This window comes from Solirhodobacter sp. (assembly GCF_964715405.1).
This window is the reverse complement of record NZ_CBAICG010000013.1, coordinates 77326-90416: the sequence shown is the minus strand read 5'-3', so window position 1 is coordinate 90416 and position 13091 is coordinate 77326. Positions and strand designations below refer to the sequence as shown.

General features: G+C 67.9%; 14 protein-coding genes. 10 read left to right on the top strand and 4 right to left on the bottom strand.

Annotated elements, in window-relative coordinates:
* Nucleotides 1-53 precede the first annotated feature (53 nt).
* The gene (locus AC11WY_RS08175; protein WP_482924299.1) at nucleotides 54-1121 is read right to left on the bottom strand and encodes an extracellular solute-binding protein; all 1068 of its coding nucleotides are present in this window, start codon (nucleotides 1119-1121) and stop codon (nucleotides 54-56) included.
* A gap of 3 nt (nucleotides 1122-1124) precedes the next feature.
* Complete coding sequence (locus AC11WY_RS08170) at nucleotides 1125-1832, bottom strand: TetR family transcriptional regulator C-terminal domain-containing protein (protein WP_482924297.1); 708 nt, start codon at nucleotides 1830-1832, stop codon at nucleotides 1125-1127.
* Nucleotides 1833-2084: 252 nt separating this feature from the next.
* On the opposite strand from AC11WY_RS08170, the gene AC11WY_RS08165 reads away from it, so the two are divergent.
* From AC11WY_RS08165 to AC11WY_RS08120, 10 genes are all read left to right on the top strand, one after another.
* Nucleotides 2085-3704 carry a phytoene desaturase family protein gene (locus AC11WY_RS08165; RefSeq protein ID WP_482924295.1) on the top strand — a complete coding sequence of 540 codons (1620 nt, stop codon included), beginning with the start codon at nucleotides 2085-2087 and terminating at the stop codon, nucleotides 3702-3704.
* Entirely contained in the window at nucleotides 3691-5241 is a 1551-nt protein-coding gene (locus tag AC11WY_RS08160) for a phytoene desaturase family protein (RefSeq protein ID WP_482924293.1), read from the top strand. Before AC11WY_RS08165 ends, AC11WY_RS08160 begins: the two co-directional genes overlap by 14 nt.
* Nucleotides 5238-6452, top strand: coding sequence for an aminomethyl transferase family protein (locus tag AC11WY_RS08155; protein ID WP_482924292.1), 1215 nt, complete (start codon nucleotides 5238-5240; stop codon nucleotides 6450-6452). Before AC11WY_RS08160 ends, AC11WY_RS08155 begins: the two co-directional genes overlap by 4 nt.
* 1 nt (nucleotide 6453) lies before the next feature.
* On the top strand, nucleotides 6454-6705 hold the full coding sequence (locus tag AC11WY_RS08150) for a hypothetical protein (RefSeq protein ID WP_482924290.1): 252 nt from the start codon (nucleotides 6454-6456) through the stop codon (nucleotides 6703-6705).
* A gap of 73 nt (nucleotides 6706-6778) precedes the next feature.
* Complete coding sequence (locus tag AC11WY_RS08145; protein ID WP_482924288.1) at nucleotides 6779-7885, top strand: 4Fe-4S dicluster domain-containing protein; 1107 nt, start codon at nucleotides 6779-6781, stop codon at nucleotides 7883-7885.
* Nucleotides 7886-7888: 3 nt separating this feature from the next.
* On the top strand, nucleotides 7889-8356 hold the full coding sequence (locus AC11WY_RS08140) for a cyclic nucleotide-binding domain-containing protein (RefSeq protein WP_482924286.1): 468 nt from the start codon (nucleotides 7889-7891) through the stop codon (nucleotides 8354-8356).
* Nucleotides 8357-8360: 4 nt separating this feature from the next.
* Entirely contained in the window at nucleotides 8361-9197 is an 837-nt protein-coding gene (locus AC11WY_RS08135) for an FAD/NAD(P)-binding protein (protein WP_482924285.1), read from the top strand.
* 2 nt (nucleotides 9198-9199) lie between these two features.
* Nucleotides 9200-9982, top strand: coding sequence for an NADH-quinone oxidoreductase subunit B family protein (locus AC11WY_RS08130; RefSeq protein ID WP_482924283.1), 783 nt, complete (start codon nucleotides 9200-9202; stop codon nucleotides 9980-9982).
* The gene (locus tag AC11WY_RS08125; RefSeq protein ID WP_482924281.1) at nucleotides 9960-11264 is read left to right on the top strand and encodes a Ni/Fe hydrogenase subunit alpha; all 1305 of its coding nucleotides are present in this window, start codon (nucleotides 9960-9962) and stop codon (nucleotides 11262-11264) included. Before AC11WY_RS08130 ends, AC11WY_RS08125 begins: the two co-directional genes overlap by 23 nt.
* Before the next feature lie 78 nt (nucleotides 11265-11342).
* Entirely contained in the window at nucleotides 11343-11786 is a 444-nt protein-coding gene (locus AC11WY_RS08120) for a hydrogenase maturation protease (protein WP_482924280.1), read from the top strand.
* Here AC11WY_RS08120 and cydX read toward each other — a convergent pair whose 3' ends face one another.
* Together cydX and cydB are read right to left on the bottom strand one after the other, a co-directional pair.
* Nucleotides 11787-11921, bottom strand: a complete 135-nt coding sequence (gene cydX, locus AC11WY_RS08115) for a cytochrome bd-I oxidase subunit CydX (protein WP_482924278.1) — start codon at nucleotides 11919-11921, stop codon at nucleotides 11787-11789. It lies immediately after the preceding gene.
* Nucleotides 11922-11936: 15 nt separating this feature from the next.
* On the bottom strand, nucleotides 11937-13088 hold the full coding sequence (gene cydB / locus AC11WY_RS08110; protein ID WP_482924276.1) for a cytochrome d ubiquinol oxidase subunit II: 1152 nt from the start codon (nucleotides 13086-13088) through the stop codon (nucleotides 11937-11939).
* Between the last annotated feature and the right edge of the window lie 3 nt (nucleotides 13089-13091).

Genomic DNA, 13091 nt, shown 5'->3' with positions numbered 1-13091 from the left:
CGCCGCCGAGGATACTTTGGAACGGAAGAAAGGCGCGCGCCTCGGCGGCGGGCCTAGTAGCCCGCCTTGATCTTCTCGAACTCGGCGATCATCTTCTGTTTCAGCGCGATCGGGACCGGCGACTGAAACAGCGTGTTAGCGGTGAACTTTTCGATATTGTCGAAGCCGCCTGCCGCCAGCGTGGCCGGATCGGTCGCCGCCATCCCCTTGGCGTTGGAGTGGCCATAGCCCCATTGCGTAACAAGGTAGGACGACACCTCCGGCGCTGAAACCGCGTTCAGGAAATCATAGGCCTTCTGCGGGTCGCCGGTGGCGCCCTTCAGCCTGACATAGCCGCAGACCCAGGTCGACAGCCCCTCCTTGGCGTCGCGGTTCATCGCGACCGGCACGTTCTCGGCGGCGAGCGTGGTCACCGTCTCGTTCCAGGCCCAGGCCAGATCGACCTCGCCCGAGGCCATCGCCTGGCTGAGCTGGGTATTGTCGGTCCAGTAGAGCCGCACGTTCTTGTGGACCTTGCGCAGGAAGTCCGAGGCCTGCGCGAACTGGTCGTCGGTCATCGCGGACCAGTCCTTCAGCCCGATGGCGAGGCTGGCCAGCGCGTAGGCGTCATCGACGTTGTCGCCGATCGAGACGCGGCCCTTGAATTTCGGGTCGGCGAAGGCTTGCAGCGACGTGACATCCTCGGGTTTGATCTTGTCGTTGCGGTAGACGACGGCGGTGTTGCCCCACTCGAACGGCAGGAACCAGGCCACGCCCTTGTCATCGGTCATCAGGTTCTTCATCGCCCGGATGCCGGGCAGCACGTCGTTCCAGTTCGCCAGCTTCGAGGTGTCGAGCGGTTCCAGCAGCCCCGCGTCGCGCCACTTCACCACCGATTGCGAACAGGGATGCGCCAGGTCGGCCTTGAAGCCCGAGGTCAGTTTCTGGAACGCTTCGTCCTCATCGCCGAAGAAGGCGAATTGCGGCGAGGCGCCGTATTTCGTCACATAGGCCGGATGGAAGGCGGGGTCTTCGTAGCCCGCCCAGTCGAACACCGTCAGATCACCCGCCAGCGCCGGGCGCGCACCCGCGCCAAGGAGGCCCACGGCCAGCACCGCGCCCAGTTTCCCGATCGTCTTCATGCCTTACGTCTCCCTGTTGTGGCTGGTTTGCTCGCGCAGTGGCCCGGCCGTCGTGAAATGGCGCGGGAACACCGCGGCCAGCCAGTCCTTGGCGCCGTCATGCGCGGCTTCGCGCGTCATCCCGTCGCCCATCATCATGCGGAACCACAGCCCTTCCAGCATCGCGCAAAGCGCCAGAGTCAGCGGCTCGGTGGCATGGCCATAGCCGCCCTCGGTCTTCAGCGCGGCGAGCAGGCCCTGCACGGTGTTCTGATAGGCATTGTCGCGCGCGCCGCAGAGCGCCTGATAGGTCGGGCGCGATTTCGCCTCGCCCCAGAAGGCGCACCAGGCGGCGAGCTTGCGCCGGGTGCAAAGCTTGCGGTCGAAATCGGCGGCGACGATGGCCCAGAGCCGGTCGGCGGCGCGCGGCCCCGCCCGGTCGTAGGCACCCATCCAGTGGTCGGCGTATTCGTCGGCCATGAACTGGAGCGTGGCGATCAGCAGGTTTTCCTTGCTTTCAAAATGGAAGTTCACGATGCCGCGCGACAGGCCCGCGCCATCGGCGATATCGGCCATCGTGGTTTCCGAGTAGCCGCGCCGGGCCAAGCTGTCGATCGTCGCCTCGATCAACTGCCCGCGCCGCGTTTCCTTGCTGGCCTTGCGCCCGCGTGCGCCGTCTGCCTCGTCGCCTGCCTTCATCGCGATACCCTTTACCCGGCCCGGCGCGCTCATGCCCGCGCCTCGCCCGGTTTACGGCGGCACTGGGGGGCGGGGCAATGCGCGGCATCGGAGTCGCGAGTCGCGGTCGTGTCGTCTGCGCGGTGCGGCACTGTCATCTCTGCCCCTTCCGGCTGGGCTTCCTGATCCACGAATCCTACCGCATCATCAGCATATTGCAATATCCTTGCTGAATGGTCATTCAAAATATGTGGACAACCTGCTGCTTGAAATGCCATTTTCTGGGTAGCAAGATGGGAATCCGCGATGAAGCAGCACGACGTCATCCTGATTGGCGGCGGCCATAACGGGCTGGTTGCGGCGGGCTACCTGCAACGCGCGGGGCTCGACGTGCTGGTGGTGGAAAAGAATCCCTGGGTCGGCGGCGCGGCCACCAGCCGCGACACCGGCACCGGCGTGACGTTCTCCAACTGCTCCTACGTCTGCTCGCTGTTCCGCCCCGAGATCATGCGCGACCTGGAGCTGCCCAAGCACGGCTTGCAGATCATCGCCTACGAGGGTGGCGCGGTCTTCACCCGCGATGGCGACTATCTCGCCTCCTACCGCGACCATGACGCGCACCGCCGCGAGTTCGCCCGCTTCTCGGCCCGCGACGGCGAAGCCTACGAAAGCTATGCCCGCGACGTGACGCGGCAGTGCCGGTTCATCCAGCCGCTTTTGATGCGCACCGCGCCCGATCCGGTCAGCTTCCGCCCGCGCGACATTGCCGAACTGATCCACCTTGCCCGCCGGTTCGGCAATTTCAGCGCCGAGGAGATGGCGGCAACGGTGCGGTTCTGGACGATGTCGATCGCCGATTTCCTCGACGAGTACTTCGAGACCGACGTGGTGAAGGCCTATCTGGCGCTGTCGGGCATCATCGGCACCGCCTTGGGCCCGATGTCGCCCGGCACCGCCTATGTTCTGCTGCACCACTACATGGGCGAGGTCGATGGCTCGGTCGGCGCCTGGGGCTATGCGCGCGGCGGGATGGGGGCGGTGACGCAGGCGCTGGCGTCGTCGTTCCGCGCGGCGGGGGGCACGATCCGCACCGATGCCGGGGTGGCGAAGGTGCTGACGCGGAACGGTCGCGCGGCCGGCGTGGTGCTGGAGACGGGCGAGGAAATCGCGGCCGCCCGCGTGGTGTCGAACGCCGATGTGAAGCGGACCTTCCTGACGCTGGTCGATCCCGCCGACCTGCCGGAACCCTTCCTGCACCGGGTCCGCCACTTCAAGATGCGCGGATCGTCGGGCAAGCTGAACATCGCGCTCGACGGGCTGCCCGATTTCCCCGCCCTGCCGCAGGGGTCCCGCTGCACGATGGGCGACATGCACTTCACCGACAGCGTCGAGCGGATGGAGCGCGGCTATGACGACTGGAAGGCCGGGCGCTGGTCGGCCGATCCCTTCGTGGACATGATGATCCCGACCCAACTTGACCCCACGATGGCGCCACCGGGGCAGCATTTCATGTCGTGTTTCGTGCAGTACTGCCCGCCGAAGGTGGAAGGGCGCGACTGGACCGACGCCGACCGCACCGCCTTCGCCGAGACGGTGGTCAGCCAGATTTCCGAGTATTCCCCCGGCTTTCGCGACCGCATCATCGGCATGGAGGTGCGCACCCCGCGCGAACTGGAGGCCGAGGTCGGCCTGACCGAGGGCAACATCTTTCAGGGCGAGCTGACCTTCGACCAGCTTTTGTTCAACCGACCCGTGCCGGGCTATGCGCAATATCGCAGCCCGATCGCCGGGCTTTACCTCTGCGGTTCGTCTACCCATCCCGGCGGCGGGGTGATGGGCGCGCCGGGGCGCAATGCCGCGCGCGAGATCCTGCGCGACCTGCGGATGTCCCCCAAGGAAATGAGGCCCGCCCATGACGTCCTGTGATGTGATCGTCATCGGCGGCGGCCACAACGGGCTGACCGCCGCAACCGTGCTGGCCCGCGCCGGGCGCCGGGTGACGCTGTTCGAGGCGGCCGACAGGTTCGGCGGTGGTGCGCAAACGGTCGAGATCGCGCCCGGCTACCGTTCCAGCGCGCTCGCGCATCTGGTCAACCGCCTTGCGCCCGAGGTGGTCGCCGCGACGAGGCTGGATCCCGCCTGCCTTGTCGGCCCCCCGGCGCCGACCGTGATGCTGGGCGGTGGCGATCCGGTGATCCTGCGCGGCGGCTATGGCGCGCAGGTCGAGGGGGTACGCGCCGTCGAAGCCGCCGCCTTCGCCGCCCTGCGCGCCAAGCTGATCGGCCAGGCGGCGATCCTGGGCCGGATGCTGGGCCACCGGCCGCCGATGCCGGGCGACCTTGGCCTGACGGACGCGCTGCACCTCGGGCTCACTGGGGTGGCCGTGCTGCGCCGTGGTCGCGCCGAGGCGCGCGACCTGATGCGGATGCTGCTGACCAATGTCGCCGATGTGGCCGACGAATATCTGACCGACGACCGGCTGAAGGGCCTGCTGGCCTTCGACGCCACGCTGGGCGCGCATCTCGGCCCGCGTTCGCCGGGCTCGCTCCTGGGGCTGCACTACCGGCTGACCGGGTCGGCGGGCGGGGTGACGGGGGGCCAGATCGTGCCGAAAGGCGGCATGGGGTCGCTCGCCGCCGCCTTCGTGACCGCCGCCGAACGGGCGGGCGTGACACTGCGCCCCGGCGCCCGTGTGGCGCGGATCGAGGTGGTGCAGGGCCGCGCGACGGCGGTGACGCTGGAGTCAGGGGAATTCGTCAGCGCGCCGGTGATCGTCTCGGCGATCCATCCGGGCACCACGTTCCTGCGGCTGATCGACCCCGCCGAAATCGACACCGGCCTTTCGCGCGCGTTCCGGCGCTACCGCAGCAAGGGCAACGTGGCAAAGCTGCACCTCGCGCTTGACCACGTCCCGACCTTCGGCGGGCTGGCTGCGGCCGACCTGAGCGGCCGGATCGTTCTCGCCCGCGCGACAAGTCATGTTGAGTCGGCCTTCAACCCCTCGAAATATGGAGAGTTTTCGCCAGACCCGGCCATCGAGATCGTGCTGCCCTCGCTGGGTCAGCCCGAGATGGCGCCGAAGGGCTGCATCCTTTCCGCCCTGATCCAGTTCGCGCCCTACGACCTGCGCGAAGGCTGGGTCACCGGCACCCCGCGCCTGCTGGATACCGTGCTGGCGATCCTTGACCGCCATTCCCCCGGCCTGCGAGCGGGCATTGTCGCCGCCGACCTGCTGCCGCCGACCGAGATCGAGGCGCGGTTCGCCCTGCCCGGTGGGCACTGGCACCACGGCGAGATGACGCCGGATCAGTTGCTGTTCAACCGCCCCGTCCACGCCGCAGCCGGTTACGCCACCCCGCTCGATGGTCTTTACCTCGCCAGCGCGGGCAGCCACCCCGGCGGCGGAATTTCCGGCCTGCCCGGCCTTAACGCCGCCCGCCATGTCCTTGAGGTTGCACGATGATCGCCCCCCGCCGCAGCCCCGCGCAGGATCATTTCCGCACCCCCCTGATGGAAACCCCGTTCCATCCACGGCTGGCGGCACTGGCCGAGACGAACGACTGGTATGGCTGGGCCGGGATGAAATCGCTGCACTCGGTCTATGACGAGGAACTGGAATACTTCGCCATCCGCTCCACCGCCGCCCTGTTCGACATCTCGCCGATGGTGAAATACCGTGTGCAGGGGCCGGGTTCCGAGGCGATGCTGAACCGCCTGACGCTGCGCGACGTGCGCAAGCTGGCGCCGGGGCGGGTGCACTACACCGCCTGGTGCGATGACGAAGGCCATGTGCTGGACGACGGCACGCTGTTCCGGCTGGGGCCGGACGATTTCCGGCTGTGCTGTCAGGGCCGCCATCTGCCCTGGCTTCTGGACACCGCCGCGGGCTTCGACTGCACCGTGACGGATGAGTCCGACAGCGTGGCAGGCCTCGCGTTGCAGGGCCCGACCAGCTTTGCCGTGCTGGCGGCGGCGGGTTTCGCCGGGGTCGAGCGGCTGAAACCGTTTCAGCTTGCCGCCTTCCCGCATCAGGGCGGCAGCGTCACCCTCTCGCGCACCGGCTTTACCGGCGATCTGGGCTATGAGGTGTTCGTGCCCGCCGCGGCCGCGCTGTCGCTGTGGGACCGGCTCTGGACGGCGGGCCAGCCGCTGCGGCTGAAAGCGATCGGCTACGCCGCGCTGAACCGGGCCCGGATCGAGGCCGGGTTCATCGTGGCGGGCGCGGATTTCACCCCCGCCGATCAGGCGATCCGGGCCGACCGTGCCCGGATGCCGGACGAGATCGGGCTGGACTGGTTGGTGGACCTGAAAAAGTCGGCCTTCACCGGGCGCCGGGCGATCATTGCGGCACGGACCAACGGAACGCTGAAACACATCCTCGTCGGCCTCGACATCGCCGACAACACCCCGGCCGAGGGCGCGATCGTCTATCACCGGCAAAGGCGCGAAGCGGGCGTGGTCAGCGCCGCGATCTGGTCTCCCACGCTGAAGCGCAACATCGCCATTGCCAGCCTCGACCGGCCTTATGGCAGCAAGATCACCACCGACCTCTGGGTGGAAATCTACGCGATGCGGGAATTGCGCTATGCCAAGCTGATGAAGCCCGCCCGCATCGTGCCGCGCCCCTTCCTGGTGCTGCCCCGCCGCAGCGCGACCCCGCCGGGGCGGTTCTAGCGTGGATGCCTGGGTCGCCGTCGCCTCGACCGCCACCGGCGACTGGGCGGGGCGGGCGCGCTACGGCGCCGCGATGGCGCTTTACCAGCAGGGCGAGATGACCGCCGAGGTGCTGGAGGTTTACCGCATCTGTTCGCGACTGGATGCCGAGGATGCGCTGGCCGTGCTGGCGCTGCGCGGCATCGGGGCGGAGTGGTCGGCGCGCATCCGGGCCTTGCGCGCCGCCGCAGATTTCCCGCGCGAATCGTCGTGACAGCGCAACATCGGCCTGCCAGCCTTGCGCCAGATCAAGGCGCGGCAACGCGCCGTCTTGCTATTGGGCCATCATGACCTTTGCAATCGCCCCCTTGCACCTGACCGACCCGACCGCGCTTGTCGCCGCCCTGCTGGCCGACGGGTATCGGGTGATCGGCCCGCAAGCCGCCCACGGTGCCATCGTCTATGAACCGCTGACGGGGGCAGCCCTGCCGAAGGGCCTGACCGACACGCAGGAACCGGCGACCTACCGGCTGACCGAGGGCGACCCGGCGCGCTGGTTCGACTATGTCGTGGGGCCGCAAAGCTGGAAGAGGTGGCTGTTCCCGGCGCGGCAGAAGCTGTTCAGCGCCGACCGCGCCGAGGGCGGGTTCGAGGTCACGCCGCATCAGGCCGATTGGCCGAAGACCGCCTTCTTTGGCGTGCGCGCCTGCGAGATCGCGGCGATGGAGATTCAGGATCGTGTTTTCGACAACGGCAGCTTTGCCGATCCCGCTTACGGCGCGCGGCGGCGGGAAACGCTGATCATTGCCGTGCAATGCGCGCGCTCTGCTGCGACCTGTTTTTGCGCCTCGATGGACACCGGGCCGCGGGCGAAGGGCGGCTTCGACCTCGCGCTGACCGAACTGTCGACCGGCGACGGCCTGCTGCTGGAGATCGGCAGCGACAAGGGGGCCGCCATCGCCGCGACGCTGGGCCTTGCGCCAGCAACCGCAGCGCAGATCGCCGCCGCCCATGCGGTCACCGCCACCGCCGCCGGGCAGCAGACGCGCGCCATGCCGAAGGGCATCGCGCCGATCCTGCGCGACAATCCCGACCATCCGCAATGGGACGATGTCGCCAGCCGTTGCCTTGGCTGCGCCAATTGCACGCTGGCCTGCCCGACCTGTTTTTGCACCGATGTCGAGGATGTCACCGACCTCGCGGGCGACCATGCCGAACGCTGGCGCACATGGGATAGCTGCTTCAGCGTCGATTTCACCTATGTTCACGGCGGTTCGGTCCGCCGCTCCGCCAAATCCCGCTACCGCCAGTGGATGACCCACAAACTGTCCTCGTGGCAGGACCAGTTCGGGTCGTCCGGCTGCACCGGCTGCGGGCGCTGCATCGCCTGGTGCCCGGTGGGCATCGACATCACCGCCGAGGCTCTGGCCATCGCCACCCCACAGGAGGGCTGATCCATGCCGATCCACCACTTCGACGAAATCCTTGCGGCGCACCCGCTGTTCAAGACCTTCGACGCCGAGACCATCGCGCTGTTCGCGGGCTGCGCGCGCAACGAACACTTTCGCGCGGGCACCCGCATCTATACCGAGGGTGCGCCCGCCGACCGCTTCTTCATCCTCCAGCACGGCGACGTCGCGATGGAGATCGCCACCCCGGAAAGCGAGCCGCTGATCGTCGAGACGCTGCACGATGGCGAGTTGTTCGGCTGGTCTTGGCTGGTGCCGCCCTACCGCCACACCAACGATGCCGTCGCCCTGACCGAGGTGCGCGCGATCAGCCTGGACGGCGCCTGCCTGCGCGGCAAGTGCGAGACCAACCCGGCGCTCGGCTTCAAGATGTTCCAGACTTGGGTGCCGCATCTGGCCACCCGGCTCAAGTCGTTGCGGCTTCAGGTGCTCGACCTTTACGGCACGAAGGTCTGACGGGATGGACGCGCCCGACCCGATGCTGCCCCGCCGCTACCGCGTGACGCGCGCCCAAAGTGAGATTGCGGGCGTTGCCACGGTCGACCTGTCGCCGGTCGAGGGCGCGCCGATGGCCTTTGCCCCCGGCCAGTTCAATATGCTCTACGCGTTCGGGGTGGGCGAGATTCCGGTCTCGATCTCGGGCGATGCAGGCCAGCCCGGGCGGCTGACGCATACCACCCGCGACGTGGGCGCCGTTTCGGCCGCCATCGTGGCGCTGAAAGAAGGCGACATGGTCGGCGTTCGCGGCCCGTTCGGATCAAGCTGGCCGGTGGCGCCGGCGAAGGGGCGGCATGTGCTGGTGGTGGCGGGTGGCCTCGGCCTCGCCCCGGTGCGGCCGATCATCTATCATGTGCTGAACAATCGCGAGGACTACGCCGGACTGACCATCGTCTACGGCGCGCGCTCGCCGGACGAGTTGCTTTACGCCGACCAGTTGCGCGACTGGAAATCCCGGCTCGACACCACGGTCGAGGTGACGGTAGACCACGCCAAACCGGGCTGGACCGGCCGCGTCGGCGTCGTCACCACCGTCCTTGGCCGCGCCCTGGCGGGCGTCGATCCCGCCACCGTCGAGGCGTTCCTGTGCGGCCCCGACATCATGATGCGCTTCTCGGTGCAGGCGCTGGAGGCGGCGGGGGTGACGCAGGATCATTGCTGGGTTTCGCTGGAACGCAGCATGAAATGCGCCATCGGCTTTTGCGGCCACTGTCAGTTCGGCGGCGATTTCGTCTGCAAGGATGGCCCGGTGTTCCGCCACGACGCCATCGCCGCCCGCAGCGCCGTGAAGGAGCTTTGATCATGGCCAAACCGAAGCTCGCCGTCTGGAAATTCGCCTCGTGCGATGGCTGCCAGTTGACCCTGCTCGACTGCGAGGACGAGTTGCTGGAGATCGCGGGCGCGGTCGAGATCGCCCAGTTTCTTGAGGCCACCTCGGCCTCGGTCGAGGGCCCGTTCGACCTGTCGCTGGTCGAGGGCTCGATCACCACCCCGCATGACGCCGAACGCATCCGCGAGATCCGCGCGCAGTCGAAGGCGCTGATCACCATCGGCGCCTGTGCCACCGCGGGCGGCATCCAGTCCTTGCGCAACTTCGCCGATGTCGAAGAATATACTCGGATGGTCTATGCCCACCCGGACTATATCTCGACCCTCGCCACCTCCACCGCGATCTCGGACCATGTGAAGGTGGATTTTGAACTGCGCGGCTGCCCGGTGTCCAAGCATCAGTTGCTGGAGCTGATCTCCGCCACCCTCGCGGGCCGCAAGCCGCATGTGCCGAAGACCTCGCAATGCACCGAATGCAAAGCCAAGGGCACCGTCTGCGTGACGGTCGCGCAGGGCATCCCCTGCCTCGGCCCGGTGACCCAAGCCGGGTGCGGCAACCTTTGCCCCTCGGTCGGGCGCGGCTGCTATGGCTGCTTCGGGCCGAAAGAGGCGCCGAACACGGTGGCGCTGTCGGCGCATCTGGCGGCCCTCGGCCAGCAACCGCGGCAAATCCGCGACCTTTACCGCAGCTTCAACGCCGCGGCCCCCGACTTCAAGGCGGAGAGCCAGCGCCATGACTGCCAAAATCATGACTGAGCGCGTCATCCAGGTCGATGCATTGGCGCGGGTCGAGGGCGAAGGGGCGCTTTACGTCAAGGTCACCGGCGGCGCGGTCGACAAGGTCGAGTTCCGCATCTTCGAGCCGCCGCGCTTCTTCGAGGCGTTCCTCGTGGGGCGTGACGCGCACGAGGCGCCCGACATCACCAGCCGCATCTGCGGCATCTGCCCGATCGCCTATGTCATGAGCGCGTCTCAGGCGATGGAGATGGCCTTGGGCCTGACCGTCACCCCGGAAATTCACGCGCTGCGGCGCATCCTTTACTGCGGCGAGTGGATTCAAAGCCATGTGCTGCACGCGGCAATGCTGCATGCGCCCGATTTCCTCGGCCTCGACGATGCGATCCAGATCGCGCAGACCCATCCCGAGGTGGTGCGCAAGGCGCTGCGGCTGAAGAAGATCGGCAATTCGCTGATGGAGGCGGTCGGCGGGCGATCCGTCCACCCGGTCAACACCCGCGTCGGCGGCTTTTACCGCGCGCCCGAACGCGCGGCGCTGGAGGCGCTGCTGCCGGAACTGGATTGGGGCGCGCAGGCCGCGCGCGACCTGACGCTGGCCTTCGCGGCCTTCGATTTTCCCGATGACACCGGCGATTACCACTTCGTCTCGCTGATCCACCCCGAGGTCTACCCGATCGCCGAAGGCCGCATCGGGTCAAGCCGGGGGCTGGACATCGCGCCCGCCGAGTTCAACGCCCAATTCGTCGAGGAACACGTCGCCCGCTCGAACGCGCTGCAGGGCCGGATGCGCGATGGCTCGACCTATCTGGTCGGGCCGCTGGCGCGCTATGCCAACAACTTCGCCCGCCTGTCGCCCACCGCGCAAGCGACGGCCCACGACGCCGGGCTAGGCGAGGTGGAACCCAACCCGTTCAAGTCGATCCTCGTGCGCATGGTCGAGGTGCAATACGCCTGCGAGGAAGCCGCCCGCCTGATCCGCGCCTACGTGCCCCCGGTGCCGTCCTTCGTCGCGGGTCCGGCCCGCGCCGGCATCGGCCACGCCTGCACCGAGGCGCCGCGCGGCATCTGCTACCACACCTACAGTCTGGGCGACGATGGCCGCATCACCCACGCGCAGATCGTGCCGCCGACCTCGCAGAACCAGCCGCAGATTGAGGTCGACCTGCGGCGGGTGGTGACCGAAAGCCTGGATCTGGGCGAACACGCGCTGAAGGTGCGCTGTGAACAGACGATCCGCAACTACGACCCCTGCATTTCCTGCGCGACGCATTTCCTGAAACTGACGGTCGAGCGTGACTGAGGCCGGGCAGGCGGGGGTTTCACACCCCCCGCACCCCCGTGGGATATTTGACAACGGAAGAGGGGGGGGGGCGCGGCTTTGGCGGATCTGCTGATCCTCGGCATCGGCAACGCGCTGCGCTCGGATGACGGTGTGGGGCCGTTCGTGGCGGACCGGCTGGCGGCGCTTGGGCTGAACGCGCGCGTCCATGCGGGTGACGGCTGCGGCATCATCGACGCGATGGCCGAGGCGCGGCATCTGGTGCTGATCGACGCCACCCGGTCGGGCGCGCCGCCGGGAACCCGCGCCACGCTGGACGCGATCGCCAGCCCGATCCCGGCGGAGTTCTTCCACTACTCCACCCACCGCTTCGGGCTGGCGGAGGCGGTCGAAACCGCCCGCGCGCTGGGGCTTTTGCCGCCCGCGCTGACCGTGCACGGCATCGAGGGCGGCAATTTCAGCCCCGGCGAAAGCCTCAGCGCCCCGGTGGCCGACGCCGCCGAGGCGCTGATTTTCACGTTGCGCGCGGAAGTCGGGCGCTGATCAGCGCCGCTTGTTCGGCGCGGGTTTGCGCTCTTGCGACATGACCGCGTCCTGCTGCATCTCAAGCCACATCGCGTTCACGACGGCGAAACCAGCCGCCAACGGCAGACCCAGCAACCAGGCGAAGTACCACATGTTCAGGTTCCTTTCTCAATAATTGCTGTGGCTGTGTTCGGCCACGTCGGCTTCGGTGACCTTGCCCCAGAGCACGGAATAGACCCAGGCGGTGTAGGCCAGAATGATCGGCACGAAGATCACCGCCGAGACCAGCATCACGAACAGCGTCATCTGCGAGGACGAGGCGTTCCACACCGTCAGCGAGGATTTCGGATCGGTCGAGGAGGGCAGGATGAAGGGGAACATCGTGAGGCCAACCGACGAGATCACGCCGATGATGCCAAGCTTCGACCACAGCAGGGTCGACACCTCGCGGCGCGAGCGCAGGCCGAGCGCGGCCATCAGCATCCCCACCACGCCCAGCACCGGCGCCGCGATGATCCAGGGCCGCGTGTCATAGGCCGCCATCCAGCTGCCGCCCTTCGCGGCCTCGGTCAGGAACGGGTTGGAGTCGAGGTTCGCCGCCGCAGCGCCGACCAGATGATAGCCGGTGAGGCCATAGGCGAGCCAGAGCCCGGCCAGCACATAGCCCGCCGCCGCCACCAGTCCGGTCACCGACCCGATCGCCCGCGCCCGCGCCGCCACCGGCCCCTCGGCCTTCAGCGCCAGCCAGGCGGCGCCGTGGGTCGTCAGCATCGCCAGCGACACCACACCCGCCAAGAGCGCGAAGGGGTTCAGGAGGCCGAAGAACGTGCCTTCGTAGATCGACATCAGGTCGTCGTTGAAGTGGAAGGGAACACCCTCGATCACGTTGCCCATCGCCACGCCGAAGATCAGCGCGGGCACCGCGCCGCCGACGAACAGTGCCCAGTCCCAGACCTCGCGCCAGGTCGCCCCGTCGCGCTTGGAGCGGTACTTGAAGCCGACAGGCCGCAGGATCAGCGCCGCCAGCACCACGAACATCGCGAGGTAGAAGCCCGAGAAGCTGACCGCGTAGAGCGGTGGCCAGGCCGCGAAGATCGCCCCGCCGCCGAGGATGAACCAGACCTGGTTGCCTTCCCAGACCGGGCCGACGGTGTTGATCGCCACGCGGCGCTCAAGGTCGGTCTTGCCGACGAAGGGCAGCAGCGTGCCGACGCCAAGGTCGAACCCGTCGGTCAGCGCGAAACCGGTGAGCAGCACGCCCAGCAGCAGCCACCAGATGACGCGCAGCACGTCGAGAGAGATGAGGTCATGCAGGATCATGTC

Coding starts and splice junctions, on each gene's coding strand:
- AC11WY_RS08175 (WP_482924299.1), bottom strand. CDS start 1,121: ATGAAGACGATCGGGAAACTGGGCGCGGTGCTGGCCGTGGGCCTCCTT.
- AC11WY_RS08170 (WP_482924297.1), bottom strand. CDS start 1,832: ATGAGCGCGCCGGGCCGGGTAAAGGGTATCGCGATGAAGGCAGGCGAC.
- AC11WY_RS08165 (WP_482924295.1), top strand. CDS start 2,085: ATGAAGCAGCACGACGTCATCCTGATTGGCGGCGGCCATAACGGGCTG.
- AC11WY_RS08160 (WP_482924293.1), top strand. CDS start 3,691: ATGACGTCCTGTGATGTGATCGTCATCGGCGGCGGCCACAACGGGCTG.
- AC11WY_RS08155 (WP_482924292.1), top strand. CDS start 5,238: ATGATCGCCCCCCGCCGCAGCCCCGCGCAGGATCATTTCCGCACCCCC.
- AC11WY_RS08145 (WP_482924288.1), top strand. CDS start 6,779: ATGACCTTTGCAATCGCCCCCTTGCACCTGACCGACCCGACCGCGCTT.
- AC11WY_RS08140 (WP_482924286.1), top strand. CDS start 7,889: ATGCCGATCCACCACTTCGACGAAATCCTTGCGGCGCACCCGCTGTTC.
- AC11WY_RS08135 (WP_482924285.1), top strand. CDS start 8,361: ATGGACGCGCCCGACCCGATGCTGCCCCGCCGCTACCGCGTGACGCGC.
- AC11WY_RS08130 (WP_482924283.1), top strand. CDS start 9,200: ATGGCCAAACCGAAGCTCGCCGTCTGGAAATTCGCCTCGTGCGATGGC.
- AC11WY_RS08125 (WP_482924281.1), top strand. CDS start 9,960: ATGACTGCCAAAATCATGACTGAGCGCGTCATCCAGGTCGATGCATTG.
- cydX (WP_482924278.1), bottom strand. CDS start 11,921: ATGTGGTACTTCGCCTGGTTGCTGGGTCTGCCGTTGGCGGCTGGTTTC.
- cydB (WP_482924276.1), bottom strand. CDS start 13,088: ATGATCCTGCATGACCTCATCTCTCTCGACGTGCTGCGCGTCATCTGG.